Origin of the sequence: Chitinophaga varians (assembly GCF_012641275.1) — a bacterium.
GTDB lineage: Bacteria > Bacteroidota > Bacteroidia > Chitinophagales > Chitinophagaceae > Chitinophaga > Chitinophaga varians_A.
Map to the genome: position 1 here is coordinate 656,219 of NZ_JABAIA010000003.1, position 19,820 is coordinate 676,038.

Here is a 19,820-nt window from a genome sequence, read left to right on the forward strand (position 1 = left end):
ATCTTCAAATATTCTCAAAATAATCGATGACTCATGCCAATTAACCCATACCATATAAAGTAATTCTCAACCCAAATTTCAACCCGTAAATCCTCCTTATGAAGAAGAAAACAGTTATTGGAAAAAAAATGTCTTTTAACAAGACAACTATTGCCCAACTGAACACCCATCAACAAGCCCAAATCGCCGGTGGTATGGCTATCATCACCAGAGAAATCAGGTGCTGGGAAACAAGAGACATATCCTGCGAAACAATCCCCTACACACAGGACGCATGTGTGATCTGCTAAACTGTAATGTACAACCGAAATTTGAACCCGTAAATCCTCCTTATGAAGAAGAAAACAGTTATCGGAAAAAAAATGTCTTTTAACAAGACAACTGTCGCTCAATTGAACGCACAACAGCAGGAACAGCTCGCGGGTGGCATACCAACCACCACGGCCACTTACTCCAAGATCTGCCAGGAAACCCGTTACGCAAGCTGTAACACCTTCCCGTATACACAGGAACAGTGTGTGTACTGCTAAGCTGAATTAATCTTTTTTAATCCCGGGGGCACTGTCCTGGCGGCTGTAAAGCTGGCCAGCGGAGAAGTTTTGTCCCGCAGGCAATTTTAAATCTGAACTGTCTATCATTTATGAAAAAGAAAAAAGCAACTATTGAGCGCAAACTGTTGCTCAATAAAGAAACTATTGCTGCGCTGAATGCAGACCAGCAAAAGAAAATCGCCGGTGGCGCGATGTATATTACCCGGCCTATTGAATGTGAATCGTACGTGGAAACCTGTGTCACCGTGCATGTTCAAACCGGTCCCTGCGAAATCTGTTAAAATCCAATCTATATGAAAAAGAAAAAAATCTCCATCAACAGAAAACTGATGCTGGGCAAATCTCCCGTTGCATCCCTGAACAATCTTCAGCAGGAAATGGTTGCCGGTGGCATGGCTGCTACCCTGATTATTAATTGTCCTTCCCGTGTGGAAACCTGTGCTACCGCGCCAAGTCCCACCCGGCCCTGCCAATTTTGTCAAACAGATACCACTATCTAAAAAAAACGGCACATGAAAAAGAAAAAAATCTCCATCGACAGGAAGTTGATGCTGGGCAAGTCTCCCATTGCGTCCCTGACTGGCAATCAACAGGAAATGATTGTTGGCGGTATACCGGTGACAAGAATTATCAACTGCACTTCCCGTGCGGAATCATGCGCCACCGCGCCAAGTCCTACCCGTCCATGTCAATTATGTCCTTAAAAAACACTACCCATGAAAAAGAAAAAACTAAGTGCCGAAAAGAAACTGTATTTCGGTAAATCTGCCGTGGCCGTGCTGTCCGGTGCTGAAGCAGGAAAGCTGGCCGGTGGCATCCCTCCGGTAACTACAGACAGGAAATGTTTTACATACCTGGAAACCTGTATGACGTATCCTTATACAGTACCTGAATGTATCGCCTGCTAAGGCCATTTTTTAACCTGACATTCCATCATTGTATGAAAAAGAAAAAAGCTGCCATTGACAAAAAAATGACGCTCGGTAAGTCTTTTATCGCTTCGCTGAATGATAGTCAGCAGGCGATAGTTGCCGGCGGCATGGGAGTAAAGCTGCTGGCTACCCGCAACTGCCCAACATGGGATACCTCACCGGCACCTACCCGCCCTTGCATCCTCTGTACTACCACCGCCATCTAAAAACACAGCTCATGAAAAAGAAAAACATTAACATCGGAAAGAAACTTTCCTTTAATAAGGAAACAATTGCCGCGCTGAACAGCAGCCAGCAGCAACTGATCGCGGGTGGCGCCACTTTCTTCACCTGTAACGCCAATTGCGAATCCAACATGGAAACCTGCGCCACTATTCAGCGTCCGGGTGGTCCGTGCGAATTATGCCCACCTATACAATAGTTTTCTTATGAAAAAGAAAAACACAGCCATCAGAAAAAAACTCTCCTTTAACAAGGACACTATCGCAACCCTGAACGCTACACAGTTGCAGGTATTGGCGGGCGGTTCCAAAACCGTTACCAAACTCATTACCTGTACTTCCAACGGTGTTACCTGTGTAACGACAGCCAATACAGGCGTATGCGATAACTGCGCCTGATTTTTCACTGCCTGAAATTTTTTCTTATGAAAAAGAAAAACATTGTAATTGGAAAAAAACTCTCTTTCAACAAAGAGACTATTGCTGCGCTGAACATGGAACAGCAACAGCTAATCGCCGGCGGGGCAGCAACCACCATTTGCCCGACCAGGCCGGCCATCTGCAACACCGGACTGGACAAAACCTGTCCCACGATTCCTGATACCGGTCATCAATGCGTACGCTGCATGTAGTGGCTTATTTTTTCAATGTTATAAATCATTATCATGAAAAAGAAAATCTCTATCAGCAAAAAGCTGGCTTTCAACAAAGCGACCATCGCGGTGCTCTGCGATGCACAACGTAATATGATCGCCGGTGGCCGGGCGCCGATTACCAATCAGCCTAATTGCACTACACTTATTGTTACCTGTGTTACCTCACCTTTTCCGGGCCAGCCCTGCGAAGAATGCAACGGGTAATGTACAGATAAAAATATAATCTCCATCAGCCGCGCATTCCTCTGTGGTTGCGCGGCTTTTCAGTACTGTAAAAATGTTATTATGAAAAAGAAAATTTCTATCAGCAAAAAACTGGATCTCAAAAAAGAAGCTATCGCTACGCTCAATGATACGCAACGTGCCATGGTAGCCGGTGGAGCTAAACTTCAGATTACCAAGACGCCCACTTGTGTAACTTTGGTCACTACCTCCTGCTAGTGCCGGGTTTGTTCCTGGCTGTACCATTTCTCTGACATCTAAAAATACCGCCATGAAAAAGAAAATCGCTGTCAATAAAAAACTGGCCTTCACCAAGGCCACCGTAGCTGTACTTAACACCTCTCAACGTAATCAGATCGTTGGTGGTAAAGCATTTGAAACCAGTCCTTATAACTGTGCCACGCTTTATAACACCTGCGAAACTTCGCCTGGTACAACGCAGTCGTGCTGGCTGTGCGAGTAACATACCAACAATATCAGCATGCCGCACTGCCTTCGGGTTTGTGCGGCTTTTTTAAAACAACCATTCACAGAACACGTTATCTGGTAAATTTTCTCCCTTTTGATCAAAAAAAGTCCATATGTTCGCACATAGAATAAATGCGTTATGACGATGGCGGTCCGCACCGCCGGGTATTAAAAGTGAACAATGAGACATCTATCTTTCCTGTCGCGATGGGCCTGCCTTTTACTATGGCTGCTAGCTGGCAGCGACCTGCACGCACAAACGAATACCTCCTGGACGCCGGACAACGGCGACGGAACATTCAAAAATCCATTGATGTGGGGCGACTGGCCCGATCCGGACATCATCCGGGTGGGCGACAAATTCTATTTTGTATCTACCAGTATGCATTATGTCCCAGGGTGCCCCATTGCTGTATCCAATGACCTGGTGAACTGGAAAATGGCGGGATACGCAGTGTCACGCTATGAAGAAGACCCGCGTTATGACCTGAGAGGAGGCAATATGTACCTGAGCGGGTCCTGGGCGGCCACCATCCGTCATCACAATGGTCTTTTCTATGTCGGGTTCTGTACACCGGACATGGACGGCCGCAAAGGGCAGTTCTCCATGTGTACCGCCAAAAACATCGAGGGTCCCTGGACACGCACCATCTTCCCGGAATACCTCTATGATCCGGGCCTTTTCTTTGATGACGATGGAAAAGTATATGTGGTGCACGGTCAGCAAAAACTATTTATCACAGAGCTGAACAGCAACGCGCTGTCGGTAAAAACACCCCGGCGTGAGATTTACGACAACCGCGCTTTTCCTTACCTGGAAGGTTCCCATATGTATAAAGGCAACGGGAAATACTATATCCTGGGAAGCACCGGCGGTACCAGAGGCCGGCAGGTATGTCTGCGGTCCGATAGCATATACGGCCCGTACGAATCGAAAGTGGTGATACAGGACGATCACACCTATCCTGGCAATGGACTGCATCAGGGCGGGATGGTACAACTACAGAACGGTGACTGGTGGTTTATCATCATGCAGGACCGTGGTCCCATTGGACGCGTGCCCAACCTCGAACCGGTAACCTGGGTGGATGGCTGGCCTATGTTAGGCACCGGCGGCAAAGGAGTGGACACTTTCCCTAAGCCCGCTGTCGGCAAAACCTACCCGGTGTCAGTGCCGGCCACTACGGACGAATTCAACAACAAAATGCTGGGATTACAGTGGCAGTGGAACCACAACCCTGACAATAACAAGTGGTCGCTGACTAAAAGACCGGGGTATCTCCGGTTGTATGCCGGCAAAGCCCGCAACCTTATGGAGGCGCGCAATACACTGACGCAGCGCGTGGAAGGGCCTTATTCGGAAGGCACGGCATTGCTCGATCTCTCCGGCCTGAAGCAGGGAGATATAGCCGGACTAGGCGTGTTCCAGTCGCCCTATGCGTATATCGGTGTCCGTTATAACGGAAAAAAACGGGAGCTCGTGATGGTAAATGCCGACAGCACGGTGACGGTTATACCCTGCACATCTTCAAAAATATGGCTGAAGGCCATGGTACGGGAGAAGGATTTCACGGCAACATTTGCCTATAGCTATGACGGCAAACATTTTACCATCATCGGTAATCAACTGAAAATGGGACTGGGGCTGGATTGGACGGCCAACCGCTTTGCACTGTTTCTTTTTAATACAGACCTTAACAGCCCGGAAAGTACTGGTTATGCGGATTTCGATTGGTTCCGCCGGTAGGTTTGCAAAGTTTATTTTCCTTATGCAGGAGGCGTTAGCTTCCTGCATTTTTTTTGAAGACATTTTCCAATCGCATAAACATGCGGTTATTGCCAGTACATGCGGTTGTTTGATATAAAAAGGACGCTCGCCATCGCAAGCGTCCTTTTTAATATATCGTGTTGAAAAGCTATTTCAAAGCCAGCGGCCTTACGTCCTGGACCAGTGTCAGCAGGAACTTGCCAGGTTCTTCCATCATCATCAGATGGGAGGAGTTCTCAAACCACACACCTTTTTTATAGGGGGCTTTTACTTTTTTCAGCCAGGCGTCGGTAGGTTCGGAGGGGGTGGTGTAGTCATGTCTGCCCATGAACATCAGCACGGGGATGGGGAATTCCTTTACATGCTTAAAATCTACTGCCAGGAATTCATCCATTACGCGGCCGAGGGTGAAGATGTTGCCCTGGTCGATGGCGTCTACGTCTTTCTTATCATATTCCGGCGACATCAGCGGCGCATTGAAGAAATACGCCGGTACGGGCCTGTAGGCGGCGAGACCTCCATATTCCTGTGGCCATTTGCGGGCGATAATGATCCGCTCGCGGGTGATAGGCTGGTTGCCGGGATAGGGTGCGATAGATTGCAGCTCCCTGATAGCGACGGTATCTTTGCGGCGCATTGCTTCTTTCAGGCCAAATTCAAAACTCACCCGCTCATTGTCGACCGTATTGATGTTCTGGCCTGTGCCAACATATACATAAAAGAGGTCAGGACGTTTGAGGGCTGCCCGCATGGCGATGATAGTGCCCCAGCTATGTCCCATCAGCACCAGTTTCTTTTTATGGTATTTCTGACGGATTTGTTCGGCCAGTTCAATGCAATCGTCCACGTAGCGGTCAATATGAAGCGTGGCGCCGAGGTTGGTGGTGTCATTGGCCAGGAAGCTCTTGCCGGAAGCGCGCTGGTCGTATTGCACCATGGTGAAGTACTCTTCCAGCGGCCGTTGCCATGTCCAGGCTACCGGCGCCATAGGGGAGGCGGGACCGCCATGTACGAAGAGGATAACAGGATTGTTGCGGTCCTGGCCCCGTACAAATACCCATTGTTTGGTACCGCCGAGTGTGGCTTCAAAATTTTCCTGGACACCGTTTGGGCTCAGAATTTTACTCAAACCGGTGATCAGTTTTTTGCCACCGGCATATTTGTCGGTGACATCGTTGTTTTGTGCATGGGCCGCGAAAGGGGAAGCCAGGATAATAGCCAGGAAAAGCAGCAGCTGTGGCAGATGCTGACAAGTGTTGGCACGCAGGTGATTTGGTTGCATGTGACAGGTTTGTAGTGTCAGGTAGTAAATAAATAAGCAAAAACGTAAAACGGGACTAAACTTATTGATTTTTACGTTAATGGACAAATTAGGGGTGCCGGAGGGAAAGGCTTCTTTTTTTGATGCTTTTAATATTAAATTTACCGGTGCCCTGTGTAGGGGAGTTTGATTGTCTGATATCTTACATAGAATGAATGAACAGGAACTGCTAAAGCGGCTTGCCGTTGGCGACGAGGCGGCGTTTACAGCGATCTATCTGCAATACCATGGTGGTATTTATACCTACCTGTTGAAATTTACCAAAAATCCGCTGCTCACAGAAGATCTGGTGCACGACGTTTTCCTGAAGATCTGGGAGATCCGGGAACAGCTGGACATTAAGTCGTCTTTTGCCGCCTATCTCTACCGTCTTGCCCGTAATGCGGCGCTTACCCAGCTAAACAGGCTTACGCTGTTCGATGCCGTAAGGGACGAGGTGATGCACCGGGTGTCCCTGGGCATCCATGAGCCCTCCGTGCTCAATGCGGTGGAGCAGAAACAGTACGAGGAGCTGTTGCAGCGCGCCATCGATAACCTGCCGCCGCAACGCCGCGAGGCTTTTATCCTCTGCCGCCAGCAGGGGAAAAGTTATGAGGAGGCCGCTGCGCTGATGAATATCTCCCGCAACACCTTTAAGCAGCACCTGTCGCTGGCCGTGAAATCCATCCGGGAATACCTGCTGGAACATGGCAGCATTTCCTTGTTGATGCTGCTGATTGCCATGAAATAAAAAAAGGAAAATTTTTTTTCCGGACCATCCACCCATTTCTTTTACTCATTAGTCTTATTAGTATGGAACCAAATAAATTTCCTGCGGACCTGTTGCAAAAGTACCTCGACGGCACCCTTACGGGTCCGGAGAGTGAAGTGCTGTTTGCCTGGCTGAAGGAAAATCCGGCAGCAGCGGATAGTGAAGCGATGGAGAGCATGCTGCAGGCCAGTTATGACGCGTCCTTTGCAGAACCGGCGGCTTTACTGCCGGGTGCTACGCAGCGTATACTGGACAGACTGATGGTGTCTGTGGCCGCGGAAGATACCGCTGTAGTGCCACTGCCGCTGTGGCGGCGCACCTGGGTACGGTACGCAGCAGCGGCGGTGCTGGTGGCGGCTATCGCCATTCCTGCCGCCCGGATGCTGACCAGCCGGAAAAAGACAGTGGTGCCACCGCCTGTGGCCATCACCAGCGGTACCAACCGCGCGGTGCTGAAACTGGCCAACGGGAAAGAAATTATGCTGGACAGTACACATGGCAGCATCGTACAGGAGCCTGGCCTCACCGTACGGAACGACAGCGGCCGGCTGAATTACCAGGGGGCCACCGCTGCCATGGAATATCATACATTGACCACGCCACGGGGCGGACAATACCGCATCACGCTGCCCGACGGTACGGCCGTATGGCTGAACGCCGCCTCCAGCATCACATACCCGACAGCTTTTACGGAGAAAGTCCGTGCCGTTATCATCACCGGCGAAGCCTACTTTGAAGTGGCCGCCAATGCACGCCAGCCTTTCCGCGTGGACGTGGACGGAAAAGCCTCCGTAGAGGTACTGGGCACACAGTTTAACGTCAACGCCTATACAGATGAAAACAGTATCCGTACCACGCTGGTAGACGGCAGTGTGCGGGTACATCACCGCCAGGCATCGGTGGTGCTGAAACCCGGTCAGCAGGCGGCCATAGCGGCCAACGGCCTGCAACTGGTAGAACATCCCGATATGGAGATGGCGGTGGCATGGAAAAACGGCTCCTTCCAGTTTGATCATGCCCACCTGAAAGAAGTGCTGCGGCAAATGGCCCGGTGGTACGACGTGACCGTCGTATATGAACCCGGCAGCGCAGACATCGTCTTCAGCGGAGAAATAAAAAGAGACCTGGACCTGACACAGGCGCTGACCGTGCTGCAAAGCATGGGCGTCCGCTTCAGGATAGAAGGGAAACAACTGATTGTAATGCCATAAAGCAACCATAATAGAAATTAAGATTAACAAGCAACAACAGGTGAGCAGGTGAACATGCCGGCCTTAGTGGTCAGGGCCTGGTATGTCCCGGAACGGAAGGCCCATCGGGCTTAACGGCGGAGCCATGCCCGGCCACTTCAGCCACCGGTTATTATTTATCAACCAAAAATATGTTATGCCAGAATTGAGACGTCCAAAGCGGTATATACCGTGGAAGCAGCTGGGACTGTTACTGCTGATAGCAGCCATGGGACTGCCGCTGAAGGGATTATCCCAGACTATGAATTACAGCAGCAAAAAAGTAACGCTGCAACAGGTGTTCGCAGAAATAAAAAAACAAACCAGCCATGTAGTGGTATTCAATCCGGAGCAGGTGGACGTAACGCAAACTGTTCCGGTGAATGCCCACAATCAGCCGCTGGACGCGTTTATGAAAACGCTGCTGGCCAAAACGCCGCTGAACTTCACAATTGTAGGCACTACGATTGTGGTGTTCCGGAAAACGGACACGCCGCCAGAGTTGAATACACCACCGGCAGCCGTGGAAATCACAGGGGTAGCGTACGATGAAAAAACATCTCAGCCGATACCCGGTGTCAGCGTCTTTGCCAGCGCGTCCAACGAAGGCACCCAGACAAACGACAAGGGAGTATTCTCCCTTAAAAATCTGAAAGACGCAGAAATACTCACCTTCTCCAGCATTGGCTATGAGAAGGTGAGCATGGCTGCGGGACAGCCCGGCGTGATGATGTACGTGAAAATGAAGGTGGCCACCAATGAGCTGGACCAGGCCGTGGTACAGGGATATGGTGTTACCAGCAAACGTCTTGCTACCGGTAATATCACCCGCGTGAGCGGTGCCGAAATTGCGGCGCAACCGGTCATGAACCCGCTGCAAGCCTTACAGGGCAAGGTGCCTGGGCTGCTGATCACACAAACCAGTGGTTATGCCAACTCCCCCGTAAGATTGGAAATCAGAGGACGGAACTCCCTCGGAAAGGGCTTTCTGTCTGACCCGCTATATATCATTGACGGCGTACCGTTGACCGTGCTGAATGTAACCAGCTTCACTAAAAACACTTCACCGGGATTTGTGCAGGGCGGTATTTCCGTTACCGGCGGCCAAAGTCCACTGTTTGGCCTGAGCGCTAAAGACATAGAAAGCATCGAAGTGCTGAAAGACGCTGATGCCACCGCTATCTACGGCTCCCGTGGCGCCAATGGTGTCATCATCATCACCACTAAAAGAGGAAAAACAGGAAAGACTACTTTGTCGATCGATGCCAAAGAAGGGATCGTCACCGTTCCCCGCAAATGGCAGCTGCTGGACACGCGCCAGTACCTGCAAATGCGCCGGGAAGCGTTTAAAAACGACGGTGTGACGCCCAATGTTGGCAATGCGCCCGACCTGACATTGTGGGATACCACCCGCTATACCAACTGGCAGAAAGAAGTGCTGGGCACCGGCAAACTGACTACCGTATCTGCCAGTCTTTCCGGTGGCGACAGCCGCAATACTTTTTATGTGGGCGCCAACTATGGCCGCCAGGTGGACATATTGAACAAGAGCGGCGCCTCACAAAAAGCGTCCCTGATGTCCCGCCTCCGGCATAGCAGCGGTGATCAGAAGTTTAGCATCATGGTGGGCACTACTATCGGTTATACAAAGGCGGATGCCATCGCCAACAATCCTGCCGTGATGTATCTGGCCCCCAATGCGCCGCCGGCATTTGACAGCAAAGGCGATCTTAACTATGCGGAATGGAATGCCAGCCCGGGCGTAATATTCCCGTTTGCCTACCTGCTGCAGAAAAACAACAATCAGACAAACCAGTTCGATGGTAATATGGAAATCCGGTATGAGCTGTTCAAAGGACTCATCTTCAGCACCACCGGCGGATACTCCTATGTCTCCGGAAACAATAGCAGCTTTATACCTATCGCCTCCCAAAATCCAATACTGAACCCTGTTGGATCAGCGTTCTTCGGCAACACACGCAATACCAACTGGATACTGGAGCCACAGCTGGCTTACAGCCGTTTCGTAGGCAAGGGAGACCTCTCCGTACAGGTGGGCACCAGCTACCAGTCAGCAGCCACTAATGGCGGGACGACAATTGGCTTCGGTTATGGTGACGATGCCCTGCTTGGCAGTATCTCCAATGCCCCTATCCAAACGGCAACTGAAAATGTGGCCCGCTATAAATATGCTGCCGTATTTGGCCGTATCTCCTATAACTGGGACAATAAATACATGATGAACCTCAACGCCAGAAGGGATGGGTCTTCCCGCTTTGCGCCGGGACGCCAGTACGGCGACTTTGGTTCCGTGGGCCTCGGATGGATCCTGTCTGAAGAACCCTGGATGAAAACAGTATTGCCATCATGGGTCAGCTTCCTGAAACTCCGCGGCAGCTATGGTATCACCGGTGGCGATGGATCTATCGGCGACTACCAATACCTGTCACAATGGGGCGCTGCCCTGTCAGGCACGATGCTAATGAGCAAATATGATGGCATACAGCCTTATGCGCCCATCCATGCCATGAACCAGGATTACCACTGGGAAGCCAACAAAAAAATGGAAGGAGCGCTGACCGCCAGTTTCCTGAATGACCGCATCAGCCTGGAAGTGGCGCACTACCGCAATCGTACTAACGATCAGGTGACCAGCCTGCCCACACCGCTTTTTACCGGTTTTGGCAGTGTGACCGCCAACTGGGCGGCAGTAGTGCAGAACAGCGGATGGGAAGGCATGCTGCGCGCCAACCTGGTGCAGCAAAAAGATTTGTCCTGGTCAGTGTCCTTCAATATCTCCCGTAACCGCAACAAGCTGGTGGCGTACCCCGGACTGGAACAGTCGCCCTACTATGGCGTATACAAAATAGGGCAGTCCCTGTCTACCCAATATTTCCTGCATTACCTCGGCGTAGATCCGCTGACCGGCAAACACAGTTTTGTTGATTACAACAAAGACGGAAAGCTGGATATCGCGCAACCTAATCCGGATGCTACCGTTACGGCCGACCGCTATGTGGCCATCGATATAGCGCCTAAATACTATGGCGGTTTCAGTTCACAGTTTACCGTGAAAGGAATAACGCTCGATCTGTTCTTTGATTACAAAAAACAACTGGGCACTGATCCTTTCGCCGGTATTGTACCGGGCGGCCTTACCAACCTGCCGCTGGAAGCACTGAACAATCACTGGTCCAGGCCGGGAGACAATGCCAAATATGCCAGCTACTCCGCTTCAGGCGCCAGCTACCTCAGCGTATCTGACGGCGCTTTTATAGATGCTTCTTATGTCCGCCTGCGCTCACTTTCCATCAGTTACAGTCTGCCGGACAAGCTGGTGAAAAGAGCCCGTATGGAAAGCTGCCGTGTGTTTATGCAAGGGGAGAACATTTTTACCATCACCCGTTATCCCGGCTTAGATCCGGACCAACAGGACCTCCTGGCGCTTCCGGCTCCGAGGACTATCATCGGTGGTGTAACGCTTAACTTTTAAATGATCAGTGATGCAGAACTATCATAAAATACTGACTATTTCAGGCGGGCTGCTGTTATGCGCCATCCTTCATTCATCCTGCAAGAAACTGGTATCTGTGCCGGACCCGGTGAATACGATCTCTACGTCCCAGGTGTTCGGAACGGAGAAACAGGCCAACGGCGCTATAGCAGGCGTATATACCCGCATGATCAATGGTGACAATCCTTTCCTTACTATATCGGTAGCGGACCAGTCGTTTGCCGGCGGTCTCTCCACCTTTATGGGCGGCCTGTCTTCCGATGAACTGTTTTTTTTCATGAGCTCGGCGGACAAGTCCTGGTATCTGCCAAACACCAATAAGCTGACCGCTTTCGACGCCGGTCGCAGCAATAATCTCTGGAACTCTGCCTATACTTCCATATACGGTGCCAATAGCATCATAGAAGGAGTAGGTGCTTCCACCGCCCTGAAAGACAGTGTGAAGCAGGCGCTGAGCGGAGAAGCAAAGTTTGTCCGTGCCTTTGCTTACTTCTATCTCACTAATTTTTTTGGTGATGTGCCACTGGCACTTACCATCGATTTTAATAAAACACGCATCATGCCGCGTACGCCGCAGGTACAGATTTACCAGCAACTGGTGCAGGACCTGAAAGAGGCGGCAGCTGCCATGCCTGAAACATATCCCACCAGCATGGGTGAAAGAATACGCCCCAACCGGTATGCAGCCAGCGCATTGCTGGCACGGGTGTATCTCTACCAGAAAGACTACGCCGGCGCCGTGGACGCAGCTACCACCGTGATCAACCACACATCATTGTATCAACTGGAGCCGGACCCGGACAATGCCTTCACCGTAGCCAGCAAGGAAGCTATCTGGCAGCTGCAACAGGCCAACGCCGCTAATATGCGGGGAAATGCCACGCCAGAGGGCTATGATTTCAGCCCAAGCGTGCCCAAGGTCGGTATTGCGCCGTATTGTCTTACTGATGTGCAAATGAAAGCGTTTGAGCCGGGCGATAAACGCCTCTCTTGGATAGACAGCACCAAAACATCGCCAGGACTGGGCCAACCGGAGGTAGTAGCCTACTTTCCCAACAAATACAAAATCGGCAAGAACAACAATGCTATAGGCGCTCCGCCCCGGGAATATTATATGATGCTGCGCCTGGCCGAACAGTACCTGATACGCGCGGAAGCAGCGGCCAACGGCGGTCCCGGCGGACTTGCCTCTGCCATCGCTGACCTGAACGTGGTCCGCTCCAGGGCCGGTCTTCCTGCCTTGTCCAATTCCCTGAGCAAGGAACAGGTACTTGCGGCCGTTGCCAAAGAAAGACAGACAGAACTCTTTGCTGAATGGGGCCATCGCTGGTTTGACCTGAAACGTACCGGCAAGGCGCATGACGTCCTGACTGCGCTCTCACTTAAACAGCCATGGGCCGGCGATTACCAGCTGGTATATCCTATCCCGCCCACAGAGATCACCGTAAACCATTTCCTGATTCAAAATCCCGGCTACTGATTATGCAACGCATTATTTATTATGTGGGCAGCCTCCTGGTATTATTGCTGGCAGCCTGCTCCAAAGATAAAACACCTCCCGGCACCGCTTCACTGACGATCATCAATGCGGTGCCCGGCAGCCGGCCGCTGGTCACTAATTTCAACGGTACCAGCCCTATCCGGTACGATGTCGCCAATCAGATACCGTACAACACATTTGCGCTGGCCAACAACCGCTTTAGTTCCTATGTGGGCAACCAGCCATTGGCATTGTACCAGTATCCTGATACCACAGAAAAGAGCCAGCCGCTGTTCAACCTGATGCTCGACCTGCCGGTAGGTGCCATGCGTACATTGTTTCTTACCGGCACTGTTGCCAAACCCGACACGGTGTTTGCCAACGATGCGGTGCCTTTCCACCCGATCGGCGACAGCGTGTGCGGTTTCCGTTTCGTCAACCTTTCTGCCGGCAGCGCACCGGTGAAAGTGACGATCAAGGGAAAATCCGGCGCACCGGAAGTCAGCAGCCTGCCATTTAAAGGTATCACCGGATTTGTCAGCTATTCTGTCAACGCCGCCCAGGAAGATTATGAGTTCGTATTCAGCGACGCTGCCACCGGGCAATACATTGCCAGCATCGTCACCCAATACGTGCACAACCTGCCTGCTGGCTGGCTTAATCCATGGTTGTACCAGAATTACACTTTTGCGCTGACAGGTACGCCGGGCGGTACCAATGGCCAGGAGCAAAAGGTGCTGTCCATCAAATACTAGGCGGGCATCAACATTCAATTATTCAAAACGTATTATGAGCACTATCTTAAAAATTGACCGGCTCTCTCACAGGTACAGCAGTGCCTGGGCTATCCGCGATATCAATCTGGAAATAGGCCATACCGGTGTCATTGGGCTGTTAGGCTCCAATGGCGCTGGTAAGTCTACCACCATGAATATCATCTGCGGTGTGCTGAACCAGACGGAAGGCCAGGTGTATGTGAACGGGCTGGATATCCGCCAGCAACCTGAACTGGCGAAAAAAGAGATCGGTTTCCTGCCGCAGAACCCTCCGGTATATACAGACCTGACAGTGGACGAGTACCTGCGCTTCGCGGCGCAGCTGCGGCATATCGAAAAAAGCAAAGTGCGCAAAGCGGTGGAAGAAGCAAAAGAGCGCGTGGGCATCTCCCATTTCAGCACCCGCCTGATCAGCAACCTCTCCGGAGGCTACCGCCAGCGTGTAGGCATCGCGCAGGCTATCATCCACAAACCCAAACTGGTGGTGATGGACGAACCCACCAACGGCCTCGATCCCAACCAGCTTATTGAAGCGAGAAAACTGATCCGCGAAATAGGGCAGGACCATACGGTGCTGTTGTCTTCCCATATCCTCTCCGAAGTACACCTGCTGTGCCGCGAAATTGTGATGATCGAAGGAGGCCGTGTCATTTTCTCCGATACTATGGAGGCATTCAACAACTACGTACAGCCGCACAGCGTGCTGGTAAGAATGGAACAGCCGCCAACCGCTGCCGAGCTACAGCAGATCAGCGGCGTGTCCAGGGTGGATTTCCTCAATGACAGGCAAATCCGTATCTACTTCGATGGCGATGAAAGCATCACCGAAAGGATCATCACCGCCAGCGTACAACACGGATGGCGCCTGCGTGAGATCAACCTCGATAAAGGATTGCTCGATGATATTTTCAAGCAATTATCTATTCAATCGCTCCAATAATTTTTATACATGAAGATGATATTCAAGATTGCTAAAACAGAGCTCCGTAACCTGTTCTACTCGCCGGTGGCCTGGTTCTTAACAATCGCTTTTATGGTGCAGTGCGGCGTATACTATGTTTCTCCATTGTATGGTCTGGCTAACTGGCAGGATGTGATTTCCCGGAACAATCCCAATTTTACCGACTTCGGTATCTCCATGACCGATGCCCTCTTTCTGGGACAGGACGGTATTTTTGCCAATGTATTGCAAAATCTTTACCTGTTCGTTCCCCTGCTGACGATGGGGCTTATCAGCCGCGAGGTGAACAGTGGCACGATCAAACTATTGTTTTCTTCGCCTATCCGTACCCGTGAGATCGTGTTAGGGAAATATCTCGCGATCATGATCTATAACCTGCTGCTGGTGGGTATTGTAGGAGTGTTTATGGTCGTTGGGATACTCAATATTCATGCTGCGGATTATGGCGTGCTGCTCTCTGCAGCGCTGGGCTTCTATCTGCTGGTATGTACCTATACGGCCATCGGGCTATTTATGTCCAGCCTGACCAACTACCAAATCGTATCGGCCATCGGCAGCTTTATCATCATTTTTGTGTTGAGCCACATCAGTGGCCTCTGGCAGAAATATGATATCGTAAGAGACCTGACTTACTTTCTGTCTATTTCCGGCCGTACCGTCAAAATGCTGAAAGGGTTGATCACGACGAAAGACGTGGTTTACTTCGTGATGATAGTGTATATGTTTGTCACCTTTACGCTCATCAAAATGAAAGCAGGGCGCGAATCCAGGCCTTGGTGGGCACAGGCTTCCCGTTATGTGATGGTATTTGCTTCTGTGCTGGTGATCGGCTATGTGAGTTCCCGGCCGGCTTTTATCGGCTACTGGGACACTACCCGCAGCAAGTCCAACACCCTGCATCCCAATACCCAGACCATACTAAAAGATCTGGGCAAAGAGCCCGTGGAGATTACACTGTACACCAACCTGCTGGGCGCCGGCGTTCACCGCGGTTTGCCGGAGAACCGCAATGATTACCTGTGGAACCTCTGGGAACCATACCTCCGTTTTAAACCGGACATCAAATTTAATTACGTTTATTACTATGATACCGATGATGCTGACAGCACGCTGTATAAAACCTGGGTGGGCAAAAGCCTGCCGGAAATAGCCGGCCAGACAGCGGAAGGGTTGCAGGTCAATGTTAAAGATTTTACAGCGCCGGCGGAAGTACGTAAGATGATCAACCTGCGGCCGGAAGGCTACCGCCTCGTGATGCAGTTGAAATACAAAGGCAATACCACCTTCCTGCGTACCTTTGATGACGCCAACTTCTGGCCGGAAGAGCAACAGGTAGCGGCAGCACTTAAAAGGCTGCTGGGCAATGTGCCTAAAAACATCTTCCTGACCGGTAACCTCGAACGCAGCATCTACAAAAAAGGAGAGCGCGAGTATTCCAATCATGCTGTCGCAAGAGACAACCGTCAGTCGCTGATCAACATCGGTTTCGATTCAGACAGCCTGTGTGTGGAGACACAGGAGATTCCTGCCGGCATCTCCACGTTGGTGCTGGCCGACCCTAAGACGGCCCTGAGCGCGGCCGCGATGGAAAAAATCAGCCGTTACATCAACAACGGTGGCAACATGCTGATATTCGGAGAGCCCGGCAAACAGCAGATGCTTAATCCTGTATTAAAACAGCTGGGCGTGCAGCTCATGGACGGTACGCTGATAGAAGTGTCTAAAGACGAAATGCCGCATATGGTGAAACCCGGTCTTACCGCTGCGGGTACCCACCTTTCTGAAGACCCGGCGCTCATCGCGTTGCGGGAAATGCAGACAGATGGAAAAAGTATGGGCCTGCTGATGCCTGGCGTCACCGGCATCACCTTCGGAGACAGCAGCGCTTTCAAAGCAATGCCTTTGCTGGCGACTGTTCCGGGCAATGTATGGCTCAAAGCCGGTCCGGTGGTGACAGACTCCACTGCCCCTGTATTTAATCCGCAGGACGGAGATACCCGTCAGCCCTCATACGCCACGGCCGTAGCACTGACCCGCACCATCAACGGAAAAGAGCAACGTATAGCCGTCAGCGCTGACGCGGATTTTATGAGCAATCTCCGCATGGGTGGCGGCTTCCTCGGCAGAAACCTGTACGCCTGGATGGTCAATGACGCATTCCCCATCTATACGCCAAAACCCAAACCGATCGACACCAAACTGACGATAACCGCCACCACGGCGAATATAGAGAAGTACCTGTTCGTGTGGATTTTACCTGGACTGGTGCTGCTGACAGGAACAATATTACTGGTGCGCCGTAAAAGGCAATAAACCTGGAAACTATGTTTTTACAAACGGATGAACAAACCATAGAAGACCTCCGGATATTCGGCAAACGGGATGTGAGCGGTATCTATGAGCTGTATAACCACACGCATACACGAGGCGGGGAAACGCTGTTGCAGGAAATGTTCCGGCAGCCCTTGTCGGATAAGGAAGCGATCAACCGCAGAAGCAGTATCATCGCTCATTTTGCGCAGCAACGCGTGGCCTTCCCGTTTGAAGCCGCTATGTTTGATATGGCGGAGAAATACCTGAAAAACGGAGACGAACAAACGAAAAGCGCCGGCCGCGCGGTGGTGCTCGGAGAGAAAGACATCTACAACGGTGTCACCTCCGTCATCGGACTGGTACAGCAACTGCACCGTTTCATAGAAAGCCCGACAGTAGCCGGTGCGGCGGCATATACCGCCGAGCGTACCGCTATTGCGCTGCTGCTGGCTGAACCGGCGCTGGAGCCGGCATTGAATGAACCAATGAAAGGGAAGCTGTCATACGGCGCGGTGACGGCCTTCGATCTGCTGTTCCGCACACGGGAACGGCAGCGTATCACAAAGCTGCTGGAGCATGTATATACGCTGGACGTATATCTGTCAGTGGCTGCGGTGGCCACGGAGAAGCAGTTCGTGTTCCCTACGGCGCTCGATAAAGGCAGTGCGGTATTACAGCTGGAAGGCGTGTATCATCCGTCTTTGAAAAACCCGGTCGGCAACAATGTGTTCATGGGGCCTGACAGCAACGTGATCTTTCTTACCGGCGCCAATATGGCGGGTAAGTCCACCTTCCTGCGTTCGCTCAGCACAGCATTGTATGTGGCACATATGGGCTTCCCCGTGGCGGCCCGTAAGATGGTCTTCTCCGTGATGGACGGCATCTTCACCACTATCAACCTGCCGGACAATCTCGGTATCGGGGCCAGTCACTTTTATGCTGAAGTGCTGCGCGTGAAAAAAGTAGCGACGGCCCTGAGCAGCGGACAGTCGCTGCTGGTCATCTTCGATGAGTTGTTCAGGGGCACCAATGTGAAGGACGCACATGAGGCTACCGTGGCCGTCAGCCGTGCATTCGCCGGGCGTAAAAACAGCCTTTTCGTGATCTCTTCCCACATCGTGGAAGCAGGCGAGGGGCTGAAAGAAGCCGGCAGTGTAGACTTCCGTTACCTGCCTACCCGCATGAACGGTCACCAGCCCGAGTATACGTACACGTTAGAGCAGGGTATCACCGATGACCGTCATGGTATGATCATCATCCGGAATGAAGGCATACTGGATATTCTCAGGAACGGTCGCAAGACTAAATAAAAATTGCAGTTATGAGCTTTAGTATAGACAGGCAAACGATGGATGAACTGAACCTGCTGGGCAAGTTCCGGCAGGGTTCAGTATATCACCTGTTCAACCAGGTGAAGACAAGGGGAGGAGAGCGTTTGCTGGACACCATGTTCCAGTCGCCGCTGGAAGATATGGCAGCCATCAATCAGCGGAGCAGCATTTTCCGTTTCTTTCAGGATGCGCAGCTGGTATTTCCTTTTGATGTGCCGCAGCTGTCACAGATGCGGGAATACCTCGACACCGGCGGCAGTAAAAACGTATTGCTGTCGATGGCCGACACCCTGCTGAAGAAAGGTCTCTCTACCGTGGCCCGTGATGAACGTTACCGGAAGAATGTGCAGGGCTTGCAGGCCACCATTGTCACGGTGAAGAAATGTACCGCCTTTGTGGCGTCCATGGCATTGCGGTCAGGTCCGTATGACGAGCGTATAAGCGCTGTCCGGCAACTGCTGCGTACCCGTGAACTGGAGCAGCTGGCCGACATGGACATCTATCAGGCATTGCCTGTGAAAACGCTGGCCACCTATGACCATCTGTTGAAGAACAAACTCCGGCAGGCCATGGAAGAACTGCTGGCATTTATCGATGAACTGGACGTATACATCGCTGTAAGCGATGTGGCGCGGGCCAAAGGGTTCGATTATGCGCAGGCGTTGCCACCGGAAAAAAATATGCTCTCCGCAACGGGATTGCACCATCCCTGTATCAACAATGCCATCGGCAATGATATTGAGATGCAGCAGGGCAGTAATGTACTGTTCCTCACCGGCGCCAATATGGCGGGTAAGTCCACGCTGATGAAATCGATCGGCATCGCCCTGTACCTGGCCCATATGGGCTTCCCGGTAGCAGCTTCCCGGTTTGTTTTTTCCGTCCGGGAAGGACTCTATTCTTCGATCAACGTGTCCGACAATATCAACCTGGGCTACAGCCATTTCTATGCGGAAGTGGTAAGGGTGAAACAGGCAGCCGAAGCCACGGCCAGCGGCAAACGCCTGCTGCTCATGTTTGACGAGCTTTTTAAAGGCACCAACGTAAAAGATGCGTATGACGGCACCCTGGCGGTGACAGCTGCTTTTGCAGAATATACCGGCTGCCTGTTCATCGTGTCCACCCATATCATTGAAGTGGGAGAGGCGCTGAAAGACAAACCCAATATACAGTTCCGCTTCCTGCCTACAGTGATGGAGGGTAGCCGTCCCCGTTATACCTATCGCCTGGAAGACGGGATTACGGAAGACCGTCAGGGGATGATGATCATCCGCAACGAAGGCATCCTGGAACTTATTAATGCCAATAACCTGTAAAAAACACCTA

General features: G+C 51.4%; 24 protein-coding genes. 23 read left to right on the forward strand and 1 reads right to left on the reverse strand.

The genetic code is table 11. The features are described 5' to 3' along the window. Nucleotides 1-98 precede the first annotated feature (98 nt). From HGH92_RS25660 to HGH92_RS25725, 14 genes are all read left to right on the forward strand, one after another. Nucleotides 99-290 (forward strand): class I lanthipeptide, encoded by a 192-nt coding sequence (locus HGH92_RS25660; protein WP_168873666.1) that lies wholly within the window; start codon nt 99-101, stop codon nt 288-290. Nucleotides 291-332: 42 nt separating this feature from the next. Beyond that, complete coding sequence (locus HGH92_RS25665) at nt 333-530, forward strand: class I lanthipeptide (RefSeq protein WP_168873667.1); 198 nt, start codon at nt 333-335, stop codon at nt 528-530. Nucleotides 531-640: 110 nt separating this feature from the next. Next, nucleotides 641-832: a class I lanthipeptide gene (locus HGH92_RS25670; RefSeq protein ID WP_168873668.1), complete on the forward strand. Its 192-nt coding sequence runs from the start codon at nt 641-643 to the stop codon at nt 830-832. Nucleotides 833-844: 12 nt separating this feature from the next. After that, nucleotides 845-1,051, forward strand: coding sequence for a class I lanthipeptide (locus HGH92_RS25675; RefSeq protein ID WP_168873669.1), 207 nt, complete (start codon nt 845-847; stop codon nt 1,049-1,051). A gap of 12 nt (nt 1,052-1,063) precedes the next feature. Continuing rightward, the gene (locus HGH92_RS25680; protein WP_168873670.1) at nt 1,064-1,255 is read left to right on the forward strand and encodes a class I lanthipeptide; all 192 of its coding nucleotides are present in this window, start codon (nt 1,064-1,066) and stop codon (nt 1,253-1,255) included. A 12-nt stretch (nt 1,256-1,267) separates the two neighbouring features. After that, nucleotides 1,268-1,459 (forward strand): class I lanthipeptide, encoded by a 192-nt coding sequence (locus HGH92_RS25685; RefSeq protein ID WP_168873671.1) that lies wholly within the window; start codon nt 1,268-1,270, stop codon nt 1,457-1,459. Nucleotides 1,460-1,491: 32 nt separating this feature from the next. Beyond that, entirely contained in the window at nt 1,492-1,689 is a 198-nt protein-coding gene (locus HGH92_RS25690; RefSeq protein WP_168873672.1) for a class I lanthipeptide, read from the forward strand. Nucleotides 1,690-1,700: 11 nt separating this feature from the next. Beyond that, complete coding sequence (locus tag HGH92_RS25695; protein ID WP_168873673.1) at nt 1,701-1,904, forward strand: class I lanthipeptide; 204 nt, start codon at nt 1,701-1,703, stop codon at nt 1,902-1,904. Nucleotides 1,905-1,911: 7 nt separating this feature from the next. Continuing rightward, nucleotides 1,912-2,103 carry a class I lanthipeptide gene (locus HGH92_RS25700; protein ID WP_168873674.1) on the forward strand — a complete coding sequence of 64 codons (192 nt, stop codon included), beginning with the start codon at nt 1,912-1,914 and terminating at the stop codon, nt 2,101-2,103. Nucleotides 2,104-2,129: 26 nt separating this feature from the next. Continuing rightward, nucleotides 2,130-2,336, forward strand: coding sequence for a class I lanthipeptide (locus HGH92_RS25705; RefSeq protein WP_168873675.1), 207 nt, complete (start codon nt 2,130-2,132; stop codon nt 2,334-2,336). Nucleotides 2,337-2,369: 33 nt separating this feature from the next. Further along, nucleotides 2,370-2,564, forward strand: coding sequence for a class I lanthipeptide (locus HGH92_RS25710; RefSeq protein ID WP_168873676.1), 195 nt, complete (start codon nt 2,370-2,372; stop codon nt 2,562-2,564). A gap of 81 nt (nt 2,565-2,645) precedes the next feature. Further along, nucleotides 2,646-2,801, forward strand: a complete 156-nt coding sequence (locus HGH92_RS25715; RefSeq protein WP_168873677.1) for a class I lanthipeptide — start codon at nt 2,646-2,648, stop codon at nt 2,799-2,801. Nucleotides 2,802-2,853: 52 nt separating this feature from the next. After that, complete coding sequence (locus HGH92_RS25720) at nt 2,854-3,045, forward strand: class I lanthipeptide (protein WP_168873678.1); 192 nt, start codon at nt 2,854-2,856, stop codon at nt 3,043-3,045. Nucleotides 3,046-3,231: 186 nt separating this feature from the next. Further along, complete coding sequence (locus tag HGH92_RS25725; protein WP_168873679.1) at nt 3,232-4,797, forward strand: glycoside hydrolase 43 family protein; 1,566 nt, start codon at nt 3,232-3,234, stop codon at nt 4,795-4,797. A 169-nt stretch (nt 4,798-4,966) separates the two neighbouring features. Here HGH92_RS25725 and HGH92_RS25730 read toward each other — a convergent pair whose 3' ends face one another. After that, the gene (locus HGH92_RS25730) at nt 4,967-6,100 is read right to left on the reverse strand and encodes an alpha/beta fold hydrolase (RefSeq protein ID WP_168873680.1); all 1,134 of its coding nucleotides are present in this window, start codon (nt 6,098-6,100) and stop codon (nt 4,967-4,969) included. A gap of 190 nt (nt 6,101-6,290) precedes the next feature. On the opposite strand from HGH92_RS25730, the gene HGH92_RS25735 reads away from it, so the two are divergent. From HGH92_RS25735 to HGH92_RS25775, 9 genes are all read left to right on the forward strand, one after another. Then, complete coding sequence (locus HGH92_RS25735) at nt 6,291-6,869, forward strand: RNA polymerase sigma factor (RefSeq protein ID WP_168873681.1); 579 nt, start codon at nt 6,291-6,293, stop codon at nt 6,867-6,869. Between the two features lie 62 nt (nt 6,870-6,931). Further along, complete coding sequence (locus tag HGH92_RS25740) at nt 6,932-8,101, forward strand: FecR domain-containing protein (RefSeq protein WP_168873682.1); 1,170 nt, start codon at nt 6,932-6,934, stop codon at nt 8,099-8,101. A gap of 175 nt (nt 8,102-8,276) precedes the next feature. After that, entirely contained in the window at nt 8,277-11,612 is a 3,336-nt protein-coding gene (locus HGH92_RS25745) for a SusC/RagA family TonB-linked outer membrane protein (RefSeq protein WP_168873683.1), read from the forward strand. 10 nt (nt 11,613-11,622) lie between these two features. Then, nucleotides 11,623-13,113 (forward strand): RagB/SusD family nutrient uptake outer membrane protein, encoded by a 1,491-nt coding sequence (locus HGH92_RS25750; protein ID WP_168873684.1) that lies wholly within the window; start codon nt 11,623-11,625, stop codon nt 13,111-13,113. 2 nt (nt 13,114-13,115) lie between these two features. Then, entirely contained in the window at nt 13,116-13,868 is a 753-nt protein-coding gene (locus HGH92_RS25755) for a DUF4397 domain-containing protein (protein ID WP_168873685.1), read from the forward strand. Between the two features lie 34 nt (nt 13,869-13,902). Then, nucleotides 13,903-14,829 carry an ABC transporter ATP-binding protein gene (locus HGH92_RS25760; protein ID WP_211092749.1) on the forward strand — a complete coding sequence of 309 codons (927 nt, stop codon included), beginning with the start codon at nt 13,903-13,905 and terminating at the stop codon, nt 14,827-14,829. 9 nt (nt 14,830-14,838) lie between these two features. Continuing rightward, nucleotides 14,839-17,163 (forward strand): Gldg family protein, encoded by a 2,325-nt coding sequence (locus tag HGH92_RS25765; protein ID WP_168873686.1) that lies wholly within the window; start codon nt 14,839-14,841, stop codon nt 17,161-17,163. An 11-nt stretch (nt 17,164-17,174) separates the two neighbouring features. Next, a complete protein-coding gene (locus HGH92_RS25770; RefSeq protein ID WP_168873687.1) occupies nt 17,175-18,473 on the forward strand; it encodes a MutS-related protein in 1,299 nt (432 codons plus the stop codon). An 11-nt stretch (nt 18,474-18,484) separates the two neighbouring features. Then, nucleotides 18,485-19,810 carry a MutS-related protein gene (locus HGH92_RS25775; protein WP_168873688.1) on the forward strand — a complete coding sequence of 442 codons (1,326 nt, stop codon included), beginning with the start codon at nt 18,485-18,487 and terminating at the stop codon, nt 19,808-19,810. The last annotated feature ends 10 nt before the right edge of the window (nt 19,811-19,820 follow it).

Bases quoted from the DNA above. Each gene is read 5' to 3' on its own strand.
- HGH92_RS25680 (WP_168873670.1), top strand. From the start codon at position 1,064: ATGAAAAAGAAAAAAATCTCCATCGACAGGAAGTTGATGCTGGGCAAG.
- HGH92_RS25715 (WP_168873677.1), top strand. From the start codon at position 2,646: ATGAAAAAGAAAATTTCTATCAGCAAAAAACTGGATCTCAAAAAAGAA.
- HGH92_RS25735 (WP_168873681.1), top strand. From the start codon at position 6,291: ATGAATGAACAGGAACTGCTAAAGCGGCTTGCCGTTGGCGACGAGGCG.
- HGH92_RS25745 (WP_168873683.1), top strand. From the start codon at position 8,277: ATGCCAGAATTGAGACGTCCAAAGCGGTATATACCGTGGAAGCAGCTG.
- HGH92_RS25750 (WP_168873684.1), top strand. From the start codon at position 11,623: ATGCAGAACTATCATAAAATACTGACTATTTCAGGCGGGCTGCTGTTA.
- HGH92_RS25705 (WP_168873675.1), top strand. From the start codon at position 2,130: ATGAAAAAGAAAAACATTGTAATTGGAAAAAAACTCTCTTTCAACAAA.
- HGH92_RS25720 (WP_168873678.1), top strand. From the start codon at position 2,854: ATGAAAAAGAAAATCGCTGTCAATAAAAAACTGGCCTTCACCAAGGCC.
- HGH92_RS25670 (WP_168873668.1), top strand. From the start codon at position 641: ATGAAAAAGAAAAAAGCAACTATTGAGCGCAAACTGTTGCTCAATAAA.
- HGH92_RS25685 (WP_168873671.1), top strand. From the start codon at position 1,268: ATGAAAAAGAAAAAACTAAGTGCCGAAAAGAAACTGTATTTCGGTAAA.
- HGH92_RS25710 (WP_168873676.1), top strand. From the start codon at position 2,370: ATGAAAAAGAAAATCTCTATCAGCAAAAAGCTGGCTTTCAACAAAGCG.
- HGH92_RS25765 (WP_168873686.1), top strand. From the start codon at position 14,839: ATGAAGATGATATTCAAGATTGCTAAAACAGAGCTCCGTAACCTGTTC.
- HGH92_RS25660 (WP_168873666.1), top strand. From the start codon at position 99: ATGAAGAAGAAAACAGTTATTGGAAAAAAAATGTCTTTTAACAAGACA.
- HGH92_RS25675 (WP_168873669.1), top strand. From the start codon at position 845: ATGAAAAAGAAAAAAATCTCCATCAACAGAAAACTGATGCTGGGCAAA.
- HGH92_RS25755 (WP_168873685.1), top strand. From the start codon at position 13,116: ATGCAACGCATTATTTATTATGTGGGCAGCCTCCTGGTATTATTGCTG.
- HGH92_RS25775 (WP_168873688.1), top strand. From the start codon at position 18,485: ATGAGCTTTAGTATAGACAGGCAAACGATGGATGAACTGAACCTGCTG.
- HGH92_RS25770 (WP_168873687.1), top strand. From the start codon at position 17,175: ATGTTTTTACAAACGGATGAACAAACCATAGAAGACCTCCGGATATTC.
- HGH92_RS25725 (WP_168873679.1), top strand. From the start codon at position 3,232: ATGAGACATCTATCTTTCCTGTCGCGATGGGCCTGCCTTTTACTATGG.
- HGH92_RS25665 (WP_168873667.1), top strand. From the start codon at position 333: ATGAAGAAGAAAACAGTTATCGGAAAAAAAATGTCTTTTAACAAGACA.
- HGH92_RS25700 (WP_168873674.1), top strand. From the start codon at position 1,912: ATGAAAAAGAAAAACACAGCCATCAGAAAAAAACTCTCCTTTAACAAG.
- HGH92_RS25730 (WP_168873680.1), bottom strand. From the start codon at position 6,100: ATGCAACCAAATCACCTGCGTGCCAACACTTGTCAGCATCTGCCACAG.
- HGH92_RS25740 (WP_168873682.1), top strand. From the start codon at position 6,932: ATGGAACCAAATAAATTTCCTGCGGACCTGTTGCAAAAGTACCTCGAC.
- HGH92_RS25760 (WP_211092749.1), top strand. From the start codon at position 13,903: ATGAGCACTATCTTAAAAATTGACCGGCTCTCTCACAGGTACAGCAGT.
- HGH92_RS25695 (WP_168873673.1), top strand. From the start codon at position 1,701: ATGAAAAAGAAAAACATTAACATCGGAAAGAAACTTTCCTTTAATAAG.
- HGH92_RS25690 (WP_168873672.1), top strand. From the start codon at position 1,492: ATGAAAAAGAAAAAAGCTGCCATTGACAAAAAAATGACGCTCGGTAAG.